At 71.9% G+C, this 22,917-nt stretch carries 19 protein-coding genes; 10 read left to right on the top strand and 9 right to left on the bottom strand.

Annotated features, from left to right (window positions below):
• Positions 1 to 29 precede the first annotated feature (29 nt).
• The 7 genes from AB0H82_RS14960 to AB0H82_RS14930 all read left to right on the top strand — a co-directional run bounded on the left by AB0H82_RS14960 (position 30) and on the right by AB0H82_RS14930 (position 5,885).
• The gene (locus AB0H82_RS14960) at positions 30 to 950 is read left to right on the top strand and encodes a glutamate ABC transporter substrate-binding protein (RefSeq protein WP_362992593.1); all 921 of its coding nucleotides are present in this window, start codon (positions 30 to 32) and stop codon (positions 948 to 950) included.
• Positions 951 to 1,045: 95 nt separating this feature from the next.
• Positions 1,046 to 1,693, top strand: a complete 648-nt coding sequence (locus tag AB0H82_RS14955; protein WP_362992591.1) for an amino acid ABC transporter permease — start codon at positions 1,046 to 1,048, stop codon at positions 1,691 to 1,693.
• Entirely contained in the window at positions 1,690 to 2,685 is a 996-nt protein-coding gene (locus tag AB0H82_RS14950) for an amino acid ABC transporter permease (protein ID WP_362992589.1), read from the top strand. Before AB0H82_RS14955 ends, AB0H82_RS14950 begins: the two co-directional genes overlap by 4 nt.
• 220 nt (positions 2,686 to 2,905) lie before the next feature.
• On the top strand, positions 2,906 to 4,567 hold the full coding sequence (locus AB0H82_RS14945) for an FAD-dependent monooxygenase (RefSeq protein WP_362992587.1): 1,662 nt from the start codon (positions 2,906 to 2,908) through the stop codon (positions 4,565 to 4,567).
• Positions 4,568 to 4,837 (top strand): putative leader peptide, encoded by a 270-nt coding sequence (locus tag AB0H82_RS14940; RefSeq protein ID WP_362992585.1) that lies wholly within the window; start codon positions 4,568 to 4,570, stop codon positions 4,835 to 4,837. It abuts the gene before it with no gap.
• Between the two features lie 80 nt (positions 4,838 to 4,917).
• The gene (locus AB0H82_RS14935) at positions 4,918 to 5,457 is read left to right on the top strand and encodes a cysteine dioxygenase (protein WP_362992583.1); all 540 of its coding nucleotides are present in this window, start codon (positions 4,918 to 4,920) and stop codon (positions 5,455 to 5,457) included.
• Entirely contained in the window at positions 5,454 to 5,885 is a 432-nt protein-coding gene (locus tag AB0H82_RS14930) for a rhodanese-like domain-containing protein (RefSeq protein ID WP_362992581.1), read from the top strand. The genes AB0H82_RS14935 and AB0H82_RS14930 overlap by 4 nt, the downstream gene beginning before the upstream one ends.
• 111 nt (positions 5,886 to 5,996) lie before the next feature.
• Here the strand turns inward: AB0H82_RS14930 and AB0H82_RS14925 are convergent, their stop codons facing one another.
• The 6 genes from AB0H82_RS14925 to AB0H82_RS14900 all read right to left on the bottom strand — a co-directional run bounded on the left by AB0H82_RS14925 (position 5,997) and on the right by AB0H82_RS14900 (position 13,349).
• Entirely contained in the window at positions 5,997 to 8,597 is a 2,601-nt protein-coding gene (locus AB0H82_RS14925) for an FtsX-like permease family protein (RefSeq protein ID WP_362992793.1), read from the bottom strand.
• A complete protein-coding gene (locus AB0H82_RS14920; protein ID WP_362992579.1) occupies positions 8,597 to 9,418 on the bottom strand; it encodes a helix-turn-helix domain-containing protein in 822 nt (273 codons plus the stop codon). The genes AB0H82_RS14925 and AB0H82_RS14920 overlap by 1 nt, the downstream gene beginning before the upstream one ends.
• 144 nt (positions 9,419 to 9,562) lie before the next feature.
• Positions 9,563 to 10,303, bottom strand: coding sequence for a recombination regulator RecX (gene recX, locus AB0H82_RS14915; protein WP_362992577.1), 741 nt, complete (start codon positions 10,301 to 10,303; stop codon positions 9,563 to 9,565).
• Between the two features lie 3 nt (positions 10,304 to 10,306).
• On the bottom strand, positions 10,307 to 11,437 hold the full coding sequence (recA, locus tag AB0H82_RS14910; RefSeq protein ID WP_362992575.1) for a recombinase RecA: 1,131 nt from the start codon (positions 11,435 to 11,437) through the stop codon (positions 10,307 to 10,309).
• Between the two features lie 294 nt (positions 11,438 to 11,731).
• Positions 11,732 to 13,009, bottom strand: a complete 1,278-nt coding sequence (locus tag AB0H82_RS14905) for an AI-2E family transporter (protein ID WP_362992573.1) — start codon at positions 13,007 to 13,009, stop codon at positions 11,732 to 11,734.
• A 145-nt stretch (positions 13,010 to 13,154) separates the two neighbouring features.
• Positions 13,155 to 13,349, bottom strand: coding sequence for a DUF3046 domain-containing protein (locus AB0H82_RS14900; protein WP_362992571.1), 195 nt, complete (start codon positions 13,347 to 13,349; stop codon positions 13,155 to 13,157).
• A 246-nt stretch (positions 13,350 to 13,595) separates the two neighbouring features.
• On the opposite strand from AB0H82_RS14900, the gene AB0H82_RS14895 reads away from it, so the two are divergent.
• Together AB0H82_RS14895 and AB0H82_RS14890 are read left to right on the top strand one after the other, a co-directional pair.
• Positions 13,596 to 14,558, top strand: coding sequence for a hypothetical protein (locus tag AB0H82_RS14895; RefSeq protein ID WP_362992569.1), 963 nt, complete (start codon positions 13,596 to 13,598; stop codon positions 14,556 to 14,558).
• 131 nt (positions 14,559 to 14,689) lie between these two features.
• Entirely contained in the window at positions 14,690 to 16,042 is a 1,353-nt protein-coding gene (locus AB0H82_RS14890; RefSeq protein ID WP_362992567.1) for an MFS transporter, read from the top strand.
• Positions 16,043 to 16,080: 38 nt separating this feature from the next.
• On the opposite strand, the gene AB0H82_RS14885 is transcribed toward AB0H82_RS14890, so the two are convergent.
• From AB0H82_RS14885 to AB0H82_RS14875, 3 genes are all read right to left on the bottom strand, one after another.
• On the bottom strand, positions 16,081 to 16,389 hold the full coding sequence (locus tag AB0H82_RS14885; protein WP_362992565.1) for an AzlD domain-containing protein: 309 nt from the start codon (positions 16,387 to 16,389) through the stop codon (positions 16,081 to 16,083).
• A complete protein-coding gene (locus AB0H82_RS14880; protein ID WP_362992791.1) occupies positions 16,386 to 17,114 on the bottom strand; it encodes an AzlC family ABC transporter permease in 729 nt (242 codons plus the stop codon). The genes AB0H82_RS14885 and AB0H82_RS14880 overlap by 4 nt, the downstream gene beginning before the upstream one ends.
• Before the next feature lie 95 nt (positions 17,115 to 17,209).
• Complete coding sequence (locus AB0H82_RS14875; RefSeq protein ID WP_362992563.1) at positions 17,210 to 18,109, bottom strand: AraC family transcriptional regulator; 900 nt, start codon at positions 18,107 to 18,109, stop codon at positions 17,210 to 17,212.
• 79 nt (positions 18,110 to 18,188) lie between these two features.
• Between AB0H82_RS14875 and AB0H82_RS14870 the strand changes: the two genes are divergently transcribed.
• Positions 18,189 to 22,886, top strand: coding sequence for an ATP-dependent helicase (locus AB0H82_RS14870; RefSeq protein WP_362992561.1), 4,698 nt, complete (start codon positions 18,189 to 18,191; stop codon positions 22,884 to 22,886).
• Positions 22,887 to 22,917: the final 31 nt, after the last annotated feature.

The raw sequence follows: 22,917 nt of genomic DNA, 5'->3' as shown, positions 1-22,917 counted from the left end.
CACACCAGTCGAAACAGAGGATGTTCACCATGAAGCTCCGCAAGTCCGCTGCCGCCGTGGCAGCCGTCGCTGCCATCGCGCTGACCGCCACCGCCTGCGGCGGCAAGGAGGGCTCGGCCGGCGACAAGCCGGAAGGCCCGAACGGCAAGGACACGAAGGCCCTCAGCTACACGGTCAAGAAGGACGCTTCGGTCGACTCGTCCGTGTTCAAGGCCGCCAAGGAGCGCGGCAAGCTCATCGTGGGCGCCAAGGCCGACCAGCCGTACCTGGGCTTCCAGGACCAGTCGACCAAGGAGTACTCCGGCTTCGACATCGAGATCGCCAAGATGATCGCCGCCGATCTCGGCTTCTCGGCGAAGCAGATCGAGTGGAAGACGGTCGACTCCGGTGCGCGCGAGACCGCGGTCTCCAAGGGCGACGTCGATCTGATGATCGGCACGTACACGATGAACGACGAGCGCAAGAAGCAGATCGACTTCGCCGGCCCGTACTACCACGCCGGTGCCTCCCTCCTCGTCCGCAAGGATGAGAAGGACATCAAGGGCCCCGAGACCGTTCGCGGCAAGAAGGTCTGCTCCATCGTCGGCTCCACGCCGCTGCAGAACATCAAGAAGCCGAAGTACGGCGCCAAGGTCACCGAGCTGTCCAAGTACTCCGAGTGCGTGGCCCAGATGCTCAACAACCAGGTCGACGCCGTCACCACCGACGACGCCATCCTGATGGGCTACGCCGCGCAGAACCCCGGCAAGCTCAAGGTCGTCGGCAAGCCCTTCTCCGACGAGCCCTACGGCGTCGGCCTGAAGAAGGGCGACAAGGCGCTGCAGAAGGCCGTCGCGGACGCCATCAAGGCGCACCAGGAGAACGGCGACTACAAGAAGGCGTTCGACGCCACCATCGGCAAGTCCGGCTCCGAGTACAAGGACCCGCCGGCCTTCACCGACCCCAAGTGACACCCCGCGCCCCGCTTCGTACGGCCTGACGGTCCGTGCGGGGCGGGGCGTGTTGTGAGCACATCGCCGTCCGACCGCCCTCTCGCGGAGAATTCATGAACGTACTGACCGACAACCTGTCGCTGTTCCGCGAGGGGTTCATCGGCACCGTGGAGCTGACCGTGGTCAGCGGCGTCATAGCCATGGTGCTCGGCGTGATCATCGCCGCCTTCCGGGTCTCCCCGGTCCCGCCGCTGCGCGTTTTCGGGACCCTGTGGGTGAACATCCTCCGGAACACCCCGCTCACGCTGCTGTTCCTGGTGGCCTTCTTCATCCTGCCGAAGATCCTCTTCCCGGACATGGACTCCTTCGTGCTCGGCGTCACGGCGCTGGGCTTCTACACGTCGTCCTTCGTGGCCGAGGCCCTCCGCTCCGGCATCAACACCGTGCCGATGGGCCAGGCCGAGGCGGCCCGTGCGATCGGCATGAGCTTCACCCAGGTCATGCGGGTCGTGGTGCTCCCGCAGGCCACCCGCGCGGTGGTCGCCCCCATGGGGTCGATCTTCATCGCGCTGACGAAGAACTCCGCGATCGCGGGCAGCTTCGACAACGTCGATCTGTTCAACGTCGCCAAGACCCTCAGTAACGACGGCTACGACATCGCCATGATCTTCCTCTGGATCACGGTCGCCTACCTGATCATCACGTACGCCATCAATGGCGCCTTCCGGCTGCTGGAGCACCGTATGGAGGTCGCCCGATGAGCGCCAGTGTCCTCTTCGACGCCCCCGGCCCCAAGGCCAAGCTCCGCAACCGGATCTACTCGGTCGTCGGCACCGCGGCGGTGCTCGGCCTGGTCGTCTGGATCGTCCTGCGGCTCAACGAGAAGGGCGAGTTCGACGGCGCCCTGTGGGACATCTTCAACTACTCCGGCATCCGCGACAACATCTTCGAAGCGCTCCTGGCGACGCTGAAGGCCTTCGCGCTCGCCGCTGTCCTGTCGCTGTCCTTCGCGGTCGTGCTGTGTGTCGGCAGGCTCTCCGACCACCGACCGGTGCGCTGGGCGTCGGTGATCTTCATTGACCTCTTTCGGTCGATCCCGCTGCTGATCACGATCTTCGCCCTGTGGGTCGGCGTCGCCGGCGACATGACGCCGTTCTGGGCACTGGTCCTCGGCCTGTCGATCTACAACGGCTGCGTCCAGGCCGAGGTGCTGCGCGCGGGTGTCAACGCCGTACCGAAGGGCCAGCGGGAGGCCGCGTACGCCCTGGGCCTGAGCAAGACCCAGGTGACGGCCGGCATCCTGTTCCCGCAGGCCGTGCGCTCCATGCTGCCGACGATCATCAGCCAGCTCGTGGTGACGCTCAAGGACACCTCGCTCGGCTACATCATCCTCTACCCCGAGCTGCTGTATTCGGCGCGGCTGATCGCCAACAACACGCCCGTGAACGGCACGTACCCGTTCGTCCAGACGGTCACCGTCGTCGGCGCCATCTACATCGCGCTCTGCCTGGCGCTCTCCTCGCTCGCCACCTGGATCGAGAAGCGTGGCCGCCGCACGAAGACGGGCATCGTGGTGGCCGCGGCCGCCGAGCCCGCGGAGGCTCCCGGCGTGCTCGACGCGGCCACGCCGCTCGGCCCGACAGTCGCCGCGGAACCCACGCCGGCCGCCCCGGCCGCCCCGGCCGCGCCCGCCGACGCCGGCACCGACGGGCCCGAGGACGACCCCAAGGGTCCGGTTGGAAAGTCAAACTGACGCACTGTAGATACAGTTGTGGGGGACGGTGATGGCGCCGTCCCCCACGCGCGTTGCCGGGTGAACGCCGACGCCATCGTCACTTGACGCAAGCACCGGCAATGGGTTGCATACGTTCTGTGATCGTGCACCGGGCTCCAACTGCCAGTTTCTGTACGTACGTCCAGCGCTTCCGGGCAGCCCGGACCCTCGGAGCCCGACGGGCCGGAGGGTGTGCGCCGTGGACCCGGTGATCGTCGTCGGCGCGGGCCCCGTCGGACTCGCCCTCGCCCTCGCTCTCGCGCGCCAGTCGGTGCCCACCGTCGTGCTCGACGAGGGCCCGGGCAAGGACGAGCATCGACTCGCGAGGACCGTCGTGCTCCGGGAGGACACGGCGGCGTTCGTGGAGCGGCTCGCGGGTCGCTCGTTCGGCGCCACGGAGTCGGGCGCACGCTGGACCGGCTGGCGCTCCGTGCGGCGCAAGCAGCTGATGCGGGAGCTGGATTTCGGTGCCGAGGCCCCCGCTCCGCTGCACCTGCCGCAGCACGTCCTGACGGGCGCTCTGCGCGATGCCATCGGCGACGAACCACTCGTCGAGATCGCGGTCGAGAACAAGCTCGACTCCCTGGAACAGGACGCCGGCGGGCTGACCGCGCACACACGTGGGCCCAAGGGCACGTGGTGGCGCGGCAGTTACCTGGTGGGGTGCGACGGGTCCCGCTCCACCGTGCGCAAGCTCCTCGACATCCGCTTCCCGGGACGTACGGCCGTCGAGCGACACGCCGTGGCCGCGCTGCGCACGGAACTTCCTTGGCCGGGTCAGGCGTTGTTGCACCGGATGCCTCCGTGGCGCCACGGGGGCGCCGAGGTGACCGGCCGTCCCCTCGCCGACGGCGTGTGGCGGATCGACTGGCTGCTTCCGCCGCGCGGTGACCTGGTGACACCCGACGCCCTCGTCGTGCGCATCCGGGAGACCCTCGCGGGCTGGTGCGGGGGCTCGACACCGCCGTACGAACTGCTCGACACGGGCGTGCACACCGTCCACCACCGGCTCGCCCGGCGGTGGCGGGTCGGCCGCGCCTTTCTCGCCGGGGATGCCGCGCACCTCCTCGGCGCGCTCGGCAGCCAAGGGCTCGACGAAGGCCTGCGGGACGCCGACAACCTCGCATGGAAGCTGGCGCTCGCCTGGCACCACGGCGCACGCGAATCGCTGCTCGACAGCTATCAGGTCGAGCGGCGGGCCGGCGTGGCCGCACGGCTGCGCGCCGCCGACCAGTCGCTGCCCGCGCTGCGCGGCGGCAAGGGCCTGCGCTCGTACGTGCCCGGATCCGCGCGCGGGCACGACACGCTCCTCACGGACGGCCACGTGGGGCGCGGCCCGCTCGGAGCTCCCCCGTCGTACGCCGATTCGCCCCTGGCGGCCGCCCCGTCCGAGTCCGTCACGGTGGTCGGGACGGAGCCCGGGGCACCGGTCGCCGATGTGCGGGTGACGGCACCGGACGGCTCTTTCGTACAGCTGCGGGACCGGCTCGGAACGGGGCACCTGATCGTCGTGCTCGTCGCGCCGGGCACCGTCGTGTGGGAGCGGCGGCACTGGGTGACTGCCGGGATCATGCCGCGGCTCGCGGCGGCCGTCACGGCGCTGCCCCACCCCGCGGAGCTCCTCGTCGCGGAGAGCTACCCGGGCGCCGCCGCCCACTCGGTCCTGCTCGTACGGCCCGACGGCCACCTGGTCACCGCCCTCTCCGGAGTGCGGCCGGCGGAGCTGTACGCCGCGGCCGAAACGGCGCTGGGCGGCGCTGTGACACCAAGGCTCGGGGGCGGGGCGAAGGGGGCAGACCGGTCGGATGAGGCGGGCGAGGCGGGCGAGGCGCAGCGCGCGGCAGGGGTTACGCGACGTTAGGTGTGGGCGGAAGCTACGGCGTGGGTCGCCTTCGGCGACCTGTCCGCCCGCCCTGTCCGCCGTCCTGTCCGGCACCCTGCTCTCCGGCGTCAGAAGGCGTCTCAGCGGCCGCTGGGAGGCGTCCCTGGCTCGCATGCTGAGCCGGGGTTGACCGGCCTCCGACCCCATGGTCTACTCCGGATCGTGACCGACACCGATGTTCGCCTGTGGCGGAGGGTCCACATGGACCTCGTCCGCTACGCAGGCTGCGTGTGTCACCCGTCCTGCTGAACTCGCATCTCTCCCTCGCGCGCTGAGCCCCGCTCCGGGCTGTCTCGCGCGCGCTTCCGCGAACTTCCAGGACGGTACCCGTGTCTGTTGCCCCTTCCTCCTCCGCGCCCTCGACCGCGCGTTCCTCGGCGCCCACCGCCGCCGAACTCCTCGACTTCGTCCGCCGCACCGCGGCCGACTCCGAGCTCGTCGCCTCCCTGCCGCTCGACCCCGAAGGCCGTACTTGGGTACGTCTGCAGGGACCCGGTGGCAGCGAGGCCTGGCTGATCGGCTGGCCGCCCGGCACCGGGACCGGCTGGCACGACCACGCGGAGTCGGTCGGCGCCTTCCTCACCGCGACGGGCACCCTCAAGGAGAACTCGCTCGCCGCCCGGCTGCCCACAGACGGGTGGAAGACCTTGGAGCTCTCCGACGACGTCGACCGCGAACGGAAGCTGACGGCCGGCGAGGGCCGCGCCTTCGGCCGTAACCACGTGCATGAGGTGCTGAACGAGTCCACGACCGAACACGCCGTCTCCGTACACGCCTACTACCCGCCCCTGCCACGGATCCGCCGCTACAGCCGCACCGGTGACGTGCTCCGCCTGGAGTCCGTGGAACGCCCGGAGGACTGGCAGTGAGCGAGCGAGAGCGAAGCAGTCGGCAGCCGGTCGAGGAACAGCCCGTCGGGGTCGACGAGTTGCTGGCGCGCGTGCGGCTCGATCTCGATCGGCTCACTCCGGAGGAGGCGTACGGGACCGCCGAGAGCGGAGGGCTGCTGGTCGACATCCGCTACGCGGCGCTGCGGGAGCGCGACGGGCTGATCCCCGGGGCGCTCGTCGTCGAACGCAACGAGCTGGAGTGGCGCCTCGACCCGCAGGGCAGCCATCGCGCCCCGGAGGCCACCGGTCACGATCTGCGCGTCGTCGTGGTCTGCAACGAGGGGTACGCGTCCAGCCTCGCGGCCGCCTCCTTGCGGCAGTTGGGGCTGCGCCACGCCACGGATCTCGTCGGTGGCTTCCAGGCGTGGCGGGCGGCCGGGCTGCCGGTGGTGGCCGCGGGGGCGTGAGCGCCGGGATGTGAGCACGCGCGCGTGGGTGCCTCCCTTTTTCTCAAGAGGGGGCACCCGTCGCGTGCAGGCTCTACTCCTGCAGGATGAGGCGCCCTTCGCGTACAGGCTTCACTCCTTGGCCGTCGCCACCGTGACAGGAAGCGGCCTCAGGGCGACGCGGCCCGGCAGAGTGGTCGCGGCGAGGGCGAGCAGCCCTGCGACGGCCATCACGGAGACGTACACCAAGGGAACGACCGTTGGTGCCGCGCTGCCGGTCATGCCCACGCTGAACGCGGTCAGGACGGCGAGCGCCACCCCGCTGCCCAGCGCGACACCGACGAGCAGGACCGACAGCGCCTCCGCGCGCAGCATCCGCAGGATTTGGCGGCGCGTGGCACCCGCGAGACGCAGCATCGCGAACTCACGCACGCGCTCGGAGACGGACATGGCGAGGGTGTTGACGACCGCGATGGCGGTGAAGGCCAGCACGAGGCCCATCGCCAGGAGGTTCACCTCGGCATTGGTCTGTCGGCTCTCCGCCTGGAGGCCGGCCAGGGCCGCCGGGGAGAGAACGCGCACGCCCGGGAACTTCTGAACGCCTGCCGCGAGTTGTTCCTGCGTACGGTCGCTCTTGACGAGGACGGTCCTGGCGAGTGGGTTGTCCACGTGGCGCGCGATCAGGCCGTGCGCCATGGTCAGATCGCCGAATCCGAGGCCGCGTGCGTACACGGCACGGACGGTGAGTTCCGCCTTCGTGCCGTCCCCCAGGGTGAGCCTGAGCGTGCTGCCCGGCTTCAGGCCGAGCCGGTCGGCGGCGAGTTCGCTGACGGCGACGGCGTCCTCGTCGAAGTCCTCAAGCGATCCGGCGGTGACGTCCGGGTCCCAGGTCCGGGTGAGGCCCTCGGGAGTGACGCCCTGCGCGGGGTACTTGTCGAGCCCGACGCGGACCGTCGTGCGGACGATCTCGGTGGCGGCCTTGACGCCTTCGGTCGTACGCAGCTTCCGTGCGGCCTCCGCCGGGACGCCGGGCCCTTGCGCGGTCAGCACCCAGTTCGCGCGGATGCCTTCGCGGGCCTGGGCGCGGGCGGCGTCGTCAAGGGTGGGCTGGACGAAGAGGACGGTGCAGGTCATGCCGGTGAGGAGGGCGAGCGGAGTGACGACGGCTGCCATCCTGGCCGCGTTGCCGCGCAGGTTGGCGTGGGCGAGCCGGCCGCCGGGACCGGCCAGCCGGAGGGGCACCCGCAGAAGTGCCGCGGCCGCCCGGACCACGAGCGGTCCCAGGAGCGCGACGGCGCAGGCGAAGACCACCACGGCCAGGAAGGTCACGGGAGTCGATGCCGCCTCGGTGTGCAGCACGCTCAGTACGGCGATCAGGACGGCAGCGCCGACGAGAAGCACCAGACCCGCGACGATCCGGCCCCAGGCGGTCCCGGGCCGCTCGACCCGTGCCTCGGCGAGGGCCTGAGCCGGGCGGATGCCGGCGATCCTGCGCCCCGCGATGCGGGCGGCGGCCCAGGCACCCAGCAGCGTGGCGGCCACGGCCACGAGAGGCGGGAAGGCGCTGACGGTGCGTTCGAGAGTGGCGGGCACGGCTCCCGATTCCACGAATCGGGCGTGCAGCCAACCGCCGAGCGGGATTCCGGCGAGCGCACCGGTGGTCCCCGCGACGGCGCCGACGATCAGCGCCTCGCGGCCGAGCAGCCTGCGGATCTGCCTCGGGGTCGCGGCGACGGCGCGCAGCAGGGCGAGTTCGCGGTGGCGCTGCTGGACCGAGAGGGCGAAGGTGCCGACGACCACGAGGACGGCGACCAGGAGGGAGGTGCCGCCCATGGCCCCGCCGATGCTGACGAGCTTGACGCGCGCTCCCGCCGCGTCGAGGAACTCCACGGGCCCGCGGTCGTCCCCCGCGCTGACCTGCGCCGTCGTCCCGTCGAGGGCGTGTTCGACCGCCTTCTTCAGGTCGGCGACGGCGATGCCCTTGTCCGGCACGACACCAAAGGCGGTCACCTTTCCGGGGTGTGCGGCGAGCCGCTCGGCCTCCCCGGAGGAGAAGAAGAGCGAGGTCTGGTGCGCCAGGGCGCCTGTCTCGAACGCGCCGGGCTCGGCGGGCGCTGCCGGCGCGGCGGATGCGGTGGGCGTCGCGGGTGCGGCGACGCCGGTGATGCGGTAGTTCCGCGGGCTCTGCGTCGACTGGACGGTGAGGTGGTCGCCCGGCTTCAGACCCGCGCGTTCGGCGAGGTCGCGATCGATGACCAGGTCATGGGCCGTGCGCGGGGCCCTTCCGTCGACGATGCGGAAGGGGGTGAGCACGGCGGACTCCCAGGCATGTCCGTACGAGGGCGTACCGGCGCCGCTTGCGGCGTCAGGCAGCAACGGCTGTGCGAGGAAGGTGCGTTCGGGCACGATGGAAACGGCACCCGGGACCCTCTTGAGTCTGTCCTCGATGTCGTCGGCCTGCAGCCAGGCCCTCTCGGCGAGCGGTTTCGCCTTGTGCTTGACCTTCGTCTTGCCCTTCTTGTGCTTGACCGTGGTCTGGTGGACGTTCTGGTCCGCGGAGACTACGACGGGTGTCGCGGCGTAGCGCTCGGTCTTGATCGTGCCGCGCAGGCCGGTCTCCAGGAGAGTGCCGCAAGCCGTGATGAGTGCTGCGGCACACATCAGCGCGAGGAAGGCGCCGAGGAATCCGCCTTTGCGGTCCCTGACCGTCTGCAGTGCGTAGTGCAGCATCATCATGAGGACGCGGCCTCTTTCCGGTTGTCGGAGGAGGCCGTCGGCTCGGAGGAGGTCTCCGGCTCGGGGAAGGCCTTCGGTGCGGGGAAGGCGAGGAACCGCGTGAGGACGGTGCGGGCGTCTGCCGGGGTGGCCGCGTCGGGTCGCTTGTGGCGGTTGAGCAGCGCGATGTACTCCTCGAAGAACGCGTGGAGTTCGGGGAGGGTCAGCCGGATCGTGCCCCGCGAGTAGGGCAACGCGTCGGCCCACTCGTCGGGTTCGGTGTTGTTCGACCGGTGTTCCTCCTGGCTCCGCTCCCGCTGGAGGCGCGCGAAGAGTTCCAGGTCGGCGGCGTACGAGAGGTTGTTGAGCTCGTCCATGACGAGCCGCGTCTCGGGGCTCTGCCGGCTGCGCGGCGGAAAGCGCCGGTCGCCCGGGACGGCCCGCCACCAGCGCTCACGTCCGTGCCGCACACCTTCGTGCCGGTCGCCTCCGTGCCCCGAGCCGCGGGTCTCCTCGACGAAGCCGTAGCGGGCGAGCTCGCGCAGGTGGTAGCTGGTCGCCCCGGTGTTGAGGCCGAGGGCACGCGCGAGTGTCGCGGAGGTGGCAGGGCCGTGCACGGTGAGGTGCAGCAGCATCTGCTGCCGCCGCGGCTGCGCGAGCGCTTTGAGGACGCGCAGGTCGCTCAGCTCTTCCGGGACCGGGGCGTCGGCCAGGGTCGGCGGGGCCTCGACCTGGGGCGCGACGTCGGCCCGGGGTGAGGTCCCGGTCCGGGGTGAGGTCCCGCCCCGAGGTGGAACGTGAGGTCGTGCCGCGTCGTTCGTGCCGGGTTCCTGTGCCATGCGTACACAGTCGTCTGTGCACAGGTCGCTGTGCACTGCGGTGACCCGGCGTCTCCGCAGGGGGGTTAGCCCCACCCTGCGGAGCGCGGGTTGGGGTGCGTGGATCGCTCCGGTTGCCGCCCCACCCCCGTGGGAGCGGCCCGCTCAGAACGCCCCGTACCCCAAGTCCTCGGTGTCCTCGCCCTCCTCCTCAAGTGCCTGCCGCACCACTCTGAGGGCCATGCCCTCCCCGTACCCCTTGCGGGCGAGCATGCCCGCAAGGCGGCGGAGGCGCTTGTCCCGGTCCAGGCCTCGCGTGGAGCGGAGCTTGCGGGCGACGAGCTCGCGAGCGGTCGCCTCCTCCTGCTCCGAGTCGAGCTGCCCCACTGCCTCGTCGATCAGCGTGGACTCCACGCCCTTGGTGCGCAGCTCCCGCGCGAGCGCGCGGCGGGCCAGGCCCCGGCCGTGGTGACGGGACTCCACCCAGGCGTCCGCGAAGGCGCTGTCGTTGATCAGTCCGACCTCTTCGAAGCGGGAGAGGACTTCTTCCGCCACGTCATCGGGGATCTCCCGCTTGCGCAGCGCGTCGGCGAGCTGCTTGCGCGTGCGCGGCGTACCGGTGAGCAGGCGCAGACAGATCGCCCGCGCCCGCTCAGCCGGATCCCCCGTCGGCGGCTCCCCCTTCTCGGCCCTCGACGAGGAAGGGGAACCGCTGTCCTGGTGGCCGTCGAACCCGCCGCGCCGCCGTCGTCGCCCTCGGGTCCGGCCGTCTCCGTCCCGGTGACCGTCATGGCCGTCGTCCCGGCCTGTGCCATCCTGATCCACACCGTCCCCGTGGCCCCGCCCGGCGGGGCCGGTGCGGCTTTCGGGGGCGGTGTGGTCCGCCCAGTCGGTTCGTCGTGTCACGGACTAGCTCTTGGCCGCCGCGGCCTTGGACTTGGTGGTCTTGACCGCCGGCGCGGGCACCGTCTTGGCGGCGTCGTCGGCCGGGGCCGCGCCCGCCGCCGCCGCGTCCGGGGCCGGCTCGGCGGCCGGGGCCTCGGGCTTCACACCGACGCCCAGCTTCTCCTTGATCTTCCTCTCGATCTCGTTGGCGAGGTCGGGGTTGTCCTTCAGGAAGTTGCGGGCGTTCTCCTTGCCCTGGCCGAGCTGGTCGCCCTCGTACGTGTACCAGGCGCCGGCCTTGCGGACGAAGCCGTGCTCGACGCCCATGTCGATCAGGCCGCCCTCGCGGCTGATGCCCTGGCCGTAGAGGATGTCGAACTCGGCCTGCTTGAAGGGCGGCGCGACCTTGTTCTTGACGACCTTGACGCGGGTGCGGTTGCCCACCGCGTCCGTGCCGTCCTTCAGGGTCTCGATGCGGCGGATGTCCATGCGCACCGAGGCGTAGAACTTCAGCGCCCGGCCACCGGTCGTGGTCTCCGGGGAGCCGAACATCACACCGATCTTCTCGCGGAGCTGGTTGATGAAGATCGCGGTGGTCTTCGACTGGTTGAGCGCGCTGGTGATCTTCCGGAGCGCCTGGCTCATCAGGCGGGCCTGAAGACCCACGTGCGAGTCGCCCATCTCGCCCTCGATCTCCGCGCGCGGCACCAGGGCGGCAACGGAGTCGATGACGATGAGGTCGAGGGCGCCGGAGCGGACCAGCATGTCGACGATCTCAAGAGCCTGCTCGCCGTTGTCCGGCTGGGACAGGATGAGGTTGTCGATGTCGACGCCGAGCTTCTTCGCGTACTCGGGGTCGAGGGCGTGCTCGGCGTCCACGAAGGCCACCGCGCCGCCCGCCCGCTGGGCGTTCGCCACAGCGTGCAGGGTGAGAGTCGTCTTACCGGAGGACTCCGGGCCGTACACCTCCACCACTCGGCCGCGCGGGATGCCGCCGACGCCGAGCGCGACGTCGAGCGCGGTCGACCCGGTGGGGATGACCTCGATGGGCTCGTTCGGCCGCTCGCCCATGCGCATCACTGCGCCCTTGCCGAATTGCCGTTCAATCTGTGCGAGCGCGGCGTCGAGCGCCTTCTCGCGGTCGGTTCCTGCCATGGGTTCCACCCGATTTGCTTGAGTCGATCGCTTCACGTCAAAGACGCTAACGCCTGCCACTGACAATCCGCCCCGACGCCCGTCCAGCCTGTGGATAACTCAAGGCGATCCCTCGCCCAAATCCTCCGGAGCGTGCCGGGGATCCCCCCGCTCACCTTGGGGAATCGCCGCCCAGACCTCCATAAGAATGGATGTTCGAATTTAGTGTCAAGCGTGGCACGCCGCCCGGGCGGCGTGCCGGTACGGCGGCCGGAGGCCGGGCCCGGGCGCCCCCGTTCGACCGCCCGCCGCGCTCTACCGGCGCCGGCCCCGCTTCGGCTCCGCGCCGCCCGACTCCGGCGGCGCCCCCGGCCTGTTCGGCCCCCGCAGGGCGCCCCGCATACGCGCGAGCAGAGGTGCTCCCACCTGGCGCCGGTGCCCGTGCACCCGGGGGTCGTCCGTGACGTCGTACCTCTTCACGTATGCCCCGAGGAAGGCCTGCAGCGTCGCGACGGCGGGGATCGCGATGAGCGCCCCGACCGCGCCGAGGAGCGCCGTGCCCGCGATGACCGAGCCGAACGCGACCGCGGGGTGGATGTCGACGCTCTTGGCGGTGAGCTTGGGCTGCAGCACGTAGTTCTCGAACTGCTGGTAGACGACTACGAAGATCAGCACCCAGAGCGCGTACCAGGGGTCGACCGTGAAGGCGATCAGCATCGGCAGGGCGCCCGCCAGATACGTGCCGATGGTCGGGATGAACTGCGACACGAGGCCCACCCACACGGCGAGCACGGGCGCGTAGGGGACGTCGAGGACCTGGAGCAGGATGTAGTGCGCGATACCGGAGATCAGCGCCATCAAGCCGCGCGAGTAGAGGTAGCCGCCGGTCTTGTCGACCGCGATCTCCCAGGCCCGCAGCACCTCGGCCTGCTTGGCGGGCGGCAGCACCGAGCACAACGCGCGCCGCAGCCTCGGCCCGTCCGCCGCGAAGTAGAACGAGAACAGCAGGATCGTCAGGAGCTGGAAGAGGCCGCCGAGGACCTGCGCGGAGACGTCCAGGACGCCGCTGGCGCTGTTCTGCACGTACTTCTGGAGCCAGTCGGAGTGGACCAGGCTGTCCTGGACCTCGACGCGGGAGAGGTCCGTGTGGGCGGTCTGGTTGATCCAGCTGATGACCTTGTCGAGGTAGTCGGGGAAGTCCTCCACCATGTCGACGATCTGGCCCGCGAGCATCGACCCCATCAGCGTGACGAAGCCCGCGCTCGCGATCACGACGCCCAGGAAGACGAGGAAGGTGGCGAAGCCCCTGCGCAGCCCGCGCGCCGCCATCCAGCTGACCGCCGGCTCCACCGCGAGCGCCAGGAAGAACGCGATCAGAATGTTGATCAACAGCCCGGTCAGCTGGTGGAACGCCCAACTGCCCAGCTGGAAGCACGCGATGAGCGCGAGGGCGAGAACCATGGCGCGCGGCAGCCAGCGCGGCATGCGGGCGCCGTGCCCTGCCCCGGCCCCGGCGGGGGGCTCTGCGGGGGGCGTCGTGCCGGGCGGAACGGTGTCCTGGGTGACCTGCGCGGTCTCTTCTGTCGGTGCCACGGAGCAAGTCTCACCCACACCGCGGGCAATCAGTCGCCACCCTCACATCTTGGGACGGCCCCACTCTTGGGACAGCCCCACCCCTGGGACGGCCCCACGCGCGCGTGGCACCCCACCCCCCGGAGGCGATGAACCGTACGCGCGGTCAGCGCTTGTCAGCCGGTACGTCCATCGCCGCGCACACCGCACGCCAGACGTCCTTGGCCTCCCAGCCCGCGTCCAACGCCTCGTTGACCGTACGGCCACCCAGTTCCGTCATCACGTGATCACGCGCGAAGGAGTCGGCGTACGCCGCACCGAAGTGAGCCGCCATCCGCTGCCAGAAGACCGTCAACCGCATGCAATCTGCTCCGCACTCGCTCTGACCTGCATGTTCTCTGCCCCTCCATGGCGGCGTGGCCTCACGTACCCGCGTCAGGCATGAAGTGTGCATATGCATGGAGAGTAAAGCCTGGCGAACTGTTTCAGTTGCTCACCGATCACTGAGGGGAAACCGTCAACCCCATGCCTCCCCCGACGCGCTCCTGAGAGTGCAGCCGGGCACAGGGGGCTTGCCGAGAACGCTTTCCGTCCTACGGTTCGGAGCATGGCCGAATCCGGAGCATCCCCCGACGCAGTGCCCGCCCCCGACGCGCTCTCCCCGCTGGCCCGCGCCGAGCACTTCGTCTGGCTCACCGCACGCGTCCTTGAGCAGCGACGGTTCGCGTACCACTTCCTCGACAGCGCGGGCGGCGACCCGGCCGCGGACGCGGTCGAGACCGCCCTGACCTCGTACGCCACCGGTGACGGCGGGTTCGGCTACGGGCTCGAACCCGATCTGCGCGGCCCCGTCGGCCAGCCGCTGCACACCGGGCACGCACTGCGCGTACTGGACTCGATCCGCCGCTGCGGCGGGCAGCGGGTGGAGCGCGTGTGCCGGTATCTGACCTCGGTGTCGACTCCGGAGGGCGCCCTTCCCGCGATCCATCCCAGCCAGCGCGGCTACCCGTCGGCGCCGTTCGTGCCGGTCGTGGACAACCCGCCCGGTGAGTTGCTGGCCACCGGCCCCGTGGTGGGCCTGCTGCACCGCAACGAGGTGTGGCACGCCTGGCTCTTCCGGGCCACGGACTTCTGCTGGGCGGCCGTCGAGTCGCTGGAGACGTCGCACCCGTACGAGGTTCAGGCGGCCGTCGCGTTCCTGGACGGCGTCCCCGACCGCCCACGCGCGCGTGCCGCCGCCGACCGCCTCGGCCGTCTCGTGCGGCAGCAGCGGCTCGCGGCGCTGGACCCGGACGACCTGGACGCCTGTCCGGTGGCGCCCGGTTACGCGCCGGGCGAGCACCACTTCGCACATGACTACGCGAAGGTCCCCGAGTCGCTCGCGCGCGCGTGGTTCACCGACGCGGAGATGGACCGCTCACTCGACTTCCTGGCCCAAGAGCAGCAGGCGGACGGCGGCTGGCCCGTGCGCTGGCGGCAGTGGGCGCCGGGCACGGCCCTGGAGTCGCGCCCGATCGTCACCATCGAGGCCCTGCGCACGCTCCGGGCGTACGGGCGGCCCATCGACTGATGGGGGCGACGCTCGGCTGACAGGGCCCCCCGGTCTACGGGAGGCGACCCTCCGCCCTCCCGCCCCGCCGACCCTTCTTTCCGCTCTTTCCGCACGAACACTGGTCGATCCGGCTCCGGAGCCCGACACTCGTGCCTGTGCATCCGCCGGAGCCGCACAGCACTCTCGAACAGTCGCCGCCGGAGAGCGGGGCCTGGCGCACCACGTGGTTGTTGCTGGCCTTCATGGTGGTCAACTTCGCCGACAAGGCGGTCCTCGGGCTCGCGGGGCCGGAGATCCGCGCGGACTTCGACCTCACCCGGCAGGAGTTCGGCACGGCACAGTCGGCGTTCTTCGCGCTCTTCTCCGTAGCGGCCCTCGGAGTCTCCCTGCTGACCCGGCGAGTGCGGACGACCCCGCTGCTCCTGGTGCTCGTACTGCTGTGGTCGGCCGCTCAGCTGCCGATGGTGTGGGGCGCGGCGGGGTTCGGCACGCTGGTGGCCACGCGGGTGCTCCTCGGCGCGGCCGAAGGCCCTTCCGCACCGGTGGCCGTCCACCACGTCCACGGCTGGTTCCCGCAGCGTGAGCGGGCCCTTCCCACCGCGGTCCTGCTGTTCGGGGCGGCGGCCGGAGTGGCCGTGGCCGCACCCCTGCTGAGCTGGGTGATCACCTACTGGGGCTGGCGCTGGTCGTTCGGAGCGGTGGGGCTCGTCGGTCTCGTCTGGGCGGTGGCCTGGCAGATCTGGGGCGCCGAGGGGCCGCTTGCCCCGCAGGTCGGCAGGGCCGCGGAGAGCGGCAGGGGCGGCGGGGACGCACTCGCGTCGGACAGCGTCCCCCTGCGCACCGTTCTGCTGTCGGGCACCTTCATGACGGCGGCCTCCGGCGCCTTCGCCGCGTACTGGCTGATGAGCACCCTGCTGACGTGGACACCGGACTACCTGGAGAGCGTCGTCGGCTGGGACCTCCACCGGGCAGGCACGCTGGTGGGTGTCGGGGCCCTTGCCAACGGCGTGGTGCTGCTCGTCCACGGCCTGGTCTCACAGCGCTCCGCCCGGCGGGAGCCGACCGGCCGACGGCTGCCGGTGGGGGCGGGAGCCGGACTGCTCATGGTGGTTTCGGGCTGTGCTGTCGCCGTGTTCGGAACGGTCGACTCCATGTGGTGCAAGGTGCCCCTGATGCTGGGCCCCATCACCCTGGCCATGGTCACGCTCACGGTGGCCATGACGGCGTGCGCCCGCATCGCCCCACCCTCCCAACGGGGCGTCGTCCTGGGCGTACTGACCTTCGTGTACGCGCTCGGCGGCATCCTGTCGCCACTGGTTCTCGGCGGCATGGTGGACCGGGCGGCCACCGTGGCCGTGGGCTACGAGCGGGGCTGGCTGCTGACTTCCGGGCTGCTGTTGGCGGCGGGCGTCCTGGCGGCGCTGTTCTGCCGTCCGGAAGCGACCGCGAAACGGCTCGGGCTTTCCGAGGCCCCGTCGGCGCGGGTGCCGCTCGTCCCCTGAACCAAGATGTCACCGCGTCACCCCGTGAAGGCCCGGAGTCATCCCGTCAGCGCCCGGAGTCCCGCCGTGACGACGACGGCCGTCGCGATGACGACGAGGAACGGCGCGCGCAGCAGCAGCGCCAGGGCCGCTGTGGCGAGCCCTGCCGCCTTGGCGTCCAGGACGAGTGTCCGTCCTTCGGCGAAGGTCTGCTGGGCCGTGAGAGCCGCGAGCAGGGCCACCGGCAGCAGGGCCGCCATCCGTCGGACGAGCGGTCGCTCCAACACGCCCGCGGGCACGAGCAGCCCGGCGAGCTTGACGAGGTAGCAGCTGACGAAGGTCGCTCCGATGGCGATCCAGACGTTCACCGGGCCTCCCCCCGCACGTCGTCGCGGGCCCGTCGGCCCTCTACGTAGAGGACGATCGGCACCGCGAGAGCAGCGACCAGGACAGGCACGCCCGCGGGCAGTACCGGCAGCAGGCCCAGCCCGAGGAGCACGGCGACGCTCGCGGCGGCACGCTCCGTAGAGGTGCGCAGCATCGGCGCGAGCAGCGCGAGGAAGACCGCGGGACCGGCCGCGTCGAGCCCCCAGGCGTCGGTGTCGCCGATCGCCTCCGCACCCAGCGCGCCGAGCAGCGTGGTGAGGTTCCAGAGCGCGTAGAGGCTGAGCCCGGTGACGGCGAAGCCGATGCGGGCGCCGCGCCGCGTGGGCTGGGCCAGGGAGACGGCCGTGGTCTCGTCGATGACCCAGTGCGCGGCGAACGGCCGGACCGCGCGCGGGAGGGCGAGCAGCTGCGAGAGGCGCAGTCCATAGAACGCGTTGCGCACTCCGAGGAAGAAGGCGCCCGCAGCGGCCGTGAACGGGTTACCGCCGCCTGCGAGCGCCCCCACCAGGGCGAACTGCGACGCACCGGTGAACACGAACAGACTCAGAGCGCAGGTCTGGAGCAGGGTCAGGCCGCTGCCCGCGGAGGTCACTCCGAAGGCGAAGCCGGAGAGTCCGACGGCGATCCCGACGCCGAGCGCGTCACGGACGACGGCTGCGTCGGGCTTCTCCAGGAGGGCCGCGTCCTGTTCCTCCGGCCTCTCCAGGGGTGCGTCCCGTTCCTGCGAAGCGCCGGGCTGGTCTTGTGCGCGTATGCGTGCACTGTCTGGTGCGTCTAGGCCCGCGGAGGGCGTCTGTTCTGTCACGCTCCGGACGGTACGAGTGGCCCCACGCCCGGGTCTTGTACGTTCTTGCGCTCGCGCTGATACGCCCCTGGGGGCACCCCCACGATCCGGGTGAAGTGCCGGTTGAGGTGCGGCTGATCGGTGAAGCCCACGGTGACGGCCGCGTCGGCCGGCGCCGTGCCCGCGTCGAGAAGGTGCCTGGCCCGGCGCACCCGCGCGTCGGTGAGCCAGGCGTGCGGCGGCATGCCGTACGTGTCCCGGAACGCACGCAGCAGGGCGAAGGGGCTGGTGCCGAGGTCGGTGGCGAGCCGCTCCAGACTCGGCGGATCCGCGAGGCTGTCCTCAAGGACGGCACGCGCGCGTGCGGCCGTCCTCGCACCCGCCGTGCGCACGGTGCGCTGCGGCAGGGGGCCGCCGTTGAGGCGCAGCAGCCGGGTCACCGCCACCCGCAACAGCGTGTCGGCTGCGAGCGCGTTGCCGTCCTCCGCCGCGCGCAGCACGCGGTGCACGAGCGCCACGGAGTGCGGATCGTCGAGCACCGGGCGGATGAATCCGGGCGCGCCCCGAAGAGCCGTCGTTTCCGCCGCGATGGCGGCGACCAGGTCCGGCGCCGGGTAGACCGCCCCGTAGCGCCAGCCCTCGGGCGCGCCGGCCCGGCCCGTGTGCGGGGTGTCGGGGTTGATCAGGGCGAGGGTCCCCGGACCCGCGTGCCGGTCGGCCCCGCTGTGCCGGAAGACGTCGACGCCCTCGGCGATCCCGGCGATCACGAAGTGCTCGTGGGTGTGCCGCACGAACGTCCTGCGGATGTAGTGCGCCCGCAGGAGGTCGACGCCGGGCAGCTCCGCGTACCGCCAATGCCGCGCCTGCTCCGCCGAACCCTCACCCCCACGCCGCGCCCGCTCCGCCGAAGCCGCCATGCACCCATTCTGCGACGGGCACGCAACCTCTTTTTCGCAGGTCGGCGCCGATGTCAGTGGTGGGGTGCACGATGGGGGCATGGTCAGCTCCGCGTCCAGTGCGCCCGGCGCCCCCAGCGCCCTAGCCGGATTCTCCCCCGCGACCCGCGGTTGGTTCACGGGGGCCTTTTCCGCGCCCACCTCCGCCCAGGCCGGGGCGTGGCACGCCATCTCCGAGGGTTCCGACGTGCTGGTCGTCGCGCCCACGGGCTCCGGAAAGACCCTGGCCGCGTTCCTCGCCGCGCTCGACCAGCTGACCTCGACACCGCCGCCCGCCGACCCGAAGAAGCGCTGCCGGGTGCTGTACGTGTCGCCGCTGAAGGCCCTCGCGGTCGACGTGGAGCGCAATCTGCGCAGCCCTCTGACCGGCATCCGCCAGGAGTCGGTGCGGCTCGGCCTGCCCGAGCCCGAGGTGCGGGTCGGCATCCGCTCGGGTGACACTCCGGCCGCCGAGCGCCGGGCCCTGTCGACCCGCCCACCGGACATCCTGATCACCACGCCCGAGTCGCTCTTCCTGATGCTCACGTCGGCCGCGCGGGACGCACTGACCGGCATCGAGACAGTCATCCTGGACGAGGTGCACGCGGTGGCGGGCACCAAGCGCGGTGCCCATCTCGCCCTGTCCCTGGAGCGGCTCGACGAGCTGCTTCCGAAGCCTGCGCGCCGCATCGGCCTGTCGGCGACGGTGCGCCCGGTCGACGAGGTGGCGCGCTATCTCTCCCCCAAGCGCAAGGTCGAGATCGTCCAGCCGCCGTCCGGCAAGGAGTTCGACCTGTCGGTGGTCGTTCCCGTGGAGGACCTCGGGGAGCTGGGCGGGTCCCCGGTCAGCGACTCCGGTGACGGTCCGGGGGCCGAGGCCGAGCGCCCGTCGATCTGGCCGCACGTCGAGGAGCGCATCACCGACCTCGTGCAGGCCCATCGCTCGACGATCGTGTTCGCCAACTCCCGCCGGCTGGCCGAGCGCCTCTGCAACCGGCTCAATGAGATCGCGTACGAAAGAGCGACCGGCGAAGCACTCCCCGAGGACCACTCCCCGGCGGAGCTGATGGCCGAGTCGGGCGCGGCCAAGGGCGCCCCGCCGGTCCTGGCCCGCGCCCACCACGGGTCGGTCTCCAAGGAGCAGCGCGCACAGGTCGAGGAGGACCTGAAGGCGGGCAGGCTGCCGGCCGTCGTCGCCACGTCCAGCCTGGAGCTGGGCATCGACATGGGCGCGGTCGACCTGGTCGTGCAGGTCGAGTCGCCGCCGTCGGTGGCGTCCGGGCTGCAGCGCGTGGGCCGGGCGGGGCACCAAGTGGGCGCTGTCTCCACGGGAGTCGTCTTCCCGAAGTACCGCGGAGACCTGGTCCAGGCCGCCGTCGTCACGGAGCGGATGCGCACCGGCTCCATCGAGTCCCTCCGCATCCCGGCCAACCCACTGGACGTGCTGGCCCAGCAGCTGGTGGCGATGGTCGCGCTCGACACCTGGCAGGTCGACGACCTGCTGGCGGTGGTCCGCCGTGCGGCGTCCTTCGCCTCGCTTCCGGAGTCCGCGTTCACGGCGGTCCTGGACATGCTCGCGGGGCGTTATCCCTCCGACGCGTTCGCGGAGCTGCGGCCGCGCGTGGTCTGGGACCGCGTCGCGGGCACGGTCACCGGGCGGCCGGGAGCGCAGCGCCTGGCGGTCACCTCGGGAGGCACCATCCCCGACCGCGGCCTCTTCGGAGTCTTCCTCGCGGGCGCCGACCCCAAGAAGGGCGGCGGCCGGGTAGGGGAGCTCGACGAGGAGATGGTGTACGAGTCCCGGGTGGGCGACGTCTTCACGCTCGGCACGAGTTCCTGGCGCATCGAGGACATCACGCGCGACCGGGTCCTCGTCTCCCCCGCCCCCGGCGTCCCGGGCCGCCTCCCCTTCTGGAAGGGCGACCAGCTGGGCCGCCCGCTGGAGCTGGGCCGCGCTCTCGGCGCGTTCCTCCGGGAGGTCGGCGCGCTCCCGCAGGAGGACGCGCGCGTGCGCCTCCTCGCCGCCGGGCTCGACGCCTGGGCCGCCGACAACGTCCTCGCGTACCTCTCCGAACAGCGCGAGGCCTGCGGGCACATCCCGGACGACCGCACGATCGTCGTCGAGCGGTTCCGCGACGAGCTGGGCGACTGGCGGGTCGTCGTGCACTCCCCCTTCGGCGCCCAGGTGCACGCCCCCTGGGCCCTCGCCCTCGGCGCCCGCCTCACCGAGCGGTACGGCATGGACGCACAGGTCATGCACGCCGACGACGGCATCGTGCTGCGGCTGCCCGACGCCGACCTGATGAGCTTCGACCTGCTCGACCAGGAGCCCACCGCACCCCCCGTGGAGTACGACGCGGAGAAGGCCCCGGTAGGCGCCGGCGACGTGACCTTCGACAAGGGCGAGGTCAACCAGATCGTCACCGATCAGGTGGGCGGCTCGGCACTGTTCGCCTCGCGTTTCCGCGAATGCGCCGCCCGCGCGCTGCTGCTGCCGCGCCGCAGCCCCGGCAAGCGCACCCCGCTGTGGCAGCAGCGCCAGCGCGCCGCCCAGCTCCTGGAGGTCGCCAGCGAGTACGGCTCGTTCCCGATCGTCCTGGAAGCGGTCAGGGAGTGCCTCCAGGACGTCTTCGACGTACCGGGACTGACCGAGCTGATGGGTGACATCGAGTCCCGCCGCGTCCGCCTCGTCGAGGTGACCACGCCCGAGCCCTCCCCCTTCGCCCGCTCCCTCCTGTTCGGGTACGTCGCCCAGTTCCTGTACGAGGGCGACTCCCCCCTCGCCGAGCGGCGCGCGGCGGCACTCTCCCTTGACTCCCGGCTGCTCGCGGAGCTCCTCGGCCAGGCGGAGCTGCGCGAGCTGCTCGACGCGGACGTCCTGACGGAACTGGAGCAGGAGCTTCAGTGGCGTACCGAGGATCGCCGCATCAAGGACGTCGAAGGCGTCGCCGACCTGCTGCGGCTCCTCGGGCCGCTCACCGGGGACGAGCTGGCCGAGCGCGGCACCGAGCCGGGCTGGGCCGAGGAGCTCGCGGCCGCCCGCCGCGCCATCCGGGTGCGCATCGCGGGCGCGGACCACTGGGCGGCGATCGAGGACGCGGGCCGGCTGCGTGACGCCCTCGGCACGGCGTTGCCCGTCGGCGTCCCCGAGGCGTTCACCGAGCCCGTCAAGGACCCCCTCGGCGACCTCCTCGCCCGCTTCGCGCGCACGCACGGCCCGTTCACGTCCGCCACCGCCGCCGCCCGCTTCGGCCTGGGGGCGGCGGTCACGGAGGGCGCGCTGCAACGCCTCGCGGCGAACGGCCGCGTGGTGCAAGGGGAGTTCCACCCGGCGGGCATCGGCCAGGAGTGGTGCGACGCCGCGGTGCTGCGCCGACTGCGCCGCCGCTCCCTCGCCGCCCTGCGGCACGAGCTGGAACCGGTGCCACCGGCCGCGCTCGCCCAGTTCCTGCCCCAGTGGCAGAACCTGAGCGGGCACGGCCTGCGCGGCATCGACGGCCTGGCACGCGCCGTCGAACAGCTTCAGGGCGCCACCGTCCCCGCCTCCGCGCTCGAAAAGCTCGTGCTCCCTTCGCGCGTCTCGGGCTACCACTCGGCCATGCTCGACGAACTGACCGCGGCCGGCGAGGTCATCTGGGCCGGCGCAGGCTCCCTGCCGGGCAAGGACGGCTGGGTCTCCCTCTACCTGGCCGACACCGCACCCCTGCTCCTGCCTCCCCCGCACCCCCTGGAGCTCACCGCCCTGCACCAGTCGGTCCTTGACACCCTCTCCGGGGGGTACGGACTCTTCTTCCGCCAGATCGCCGACCAGGTCCGCGCCACCACCCACCCGGGCGCCCTGGACCCCCAACTGGCCGACGCCATCTGGGAGCTGGCCTGGTCGGGCCTGCTGACGAACGACACGCTCGGCCCGATGCGCTCCCTCCTCGGCTCCGGCCGCACCGCCGGAGCCACGGCCCACCGCGCCAAGCGCAGCACCCCGCGCGGGCGCTACGGAAGCCTCACCGCGGCCGCCCGCACCGCCTCCGGCGCCGTCTCCCGCACCGGTCCTCCCACCGTCGCGGGCCGCTGGTCACTGCTCCCCCTCCGCGAGCCCGACCCCACCCTGCGCGCCCACGCCCTGGCTCGCGCCCTCCTGGACCGGCACGGCGTGGTGACCCGCGGCGCAGTGGCGGCCGAAGGGGTCGAGGGCGGCTTCTCGGCGACGTACCGCGTCCTGTCGGCCTTCGAGGACAGCGGGCAGGCGCGCCGCGGCTATGTCGTCGAGGGCCTGGGCGCCGCGCAGTTCGCGATGGACGGCGCGGTGGACCGCCTGCGCGCCACGGCGAACGCCCGGGATCGTACGGACGGTTCACGCCCGTCCGACGCCCGGGCCGCCGTCGTCCTGGCCGCCGCGGACCCTGCCAACGCGTACGGGGCAGCCCTGCCCTGGCCCGAGCCGCCGAACGGCGCGAGTCACAAACCAGGCCGCAAGGCGGGCTCCCTCGTCATCCTGGTCGACGGCGAGCTGACGCTCTACATGGAGCGCGGCGGCAAGACACTCCTGGCCTGGCCCGCCACTCCGGAGAACCCGGTCGCCGACGACCCCAGACTGCACGCCGCCGCCGAAGCGCTGGCCGCGGCCGCCCGCGCCGGTTCCCTCGGCACGGTCACCGTGGAGCGGGTCAACGGCTCCGCCGCCCTGACGTCCCCCTTCGCCCCTCTCCTGGAAGGAGCCGGCTTCCACGCCACCCCACGCGGCCTCCGCCTGCGCGCGTGACCCCCACGCGCGGCCCCCGCCCGCCCGCATG

It is taken from the genome of Streptomyces sp. NPDC050732, assembly GCF_040654255.1.
GTDB lineage: Bacteria > Actinomycetota > Actinomycetes > Streptomycetales > Streptomycetaceae > Streptomyces.
Note: the sequence above shows the minus strand (reverse complement) of the source record. Positions and strands in the feature narration are given on the sequence as shown.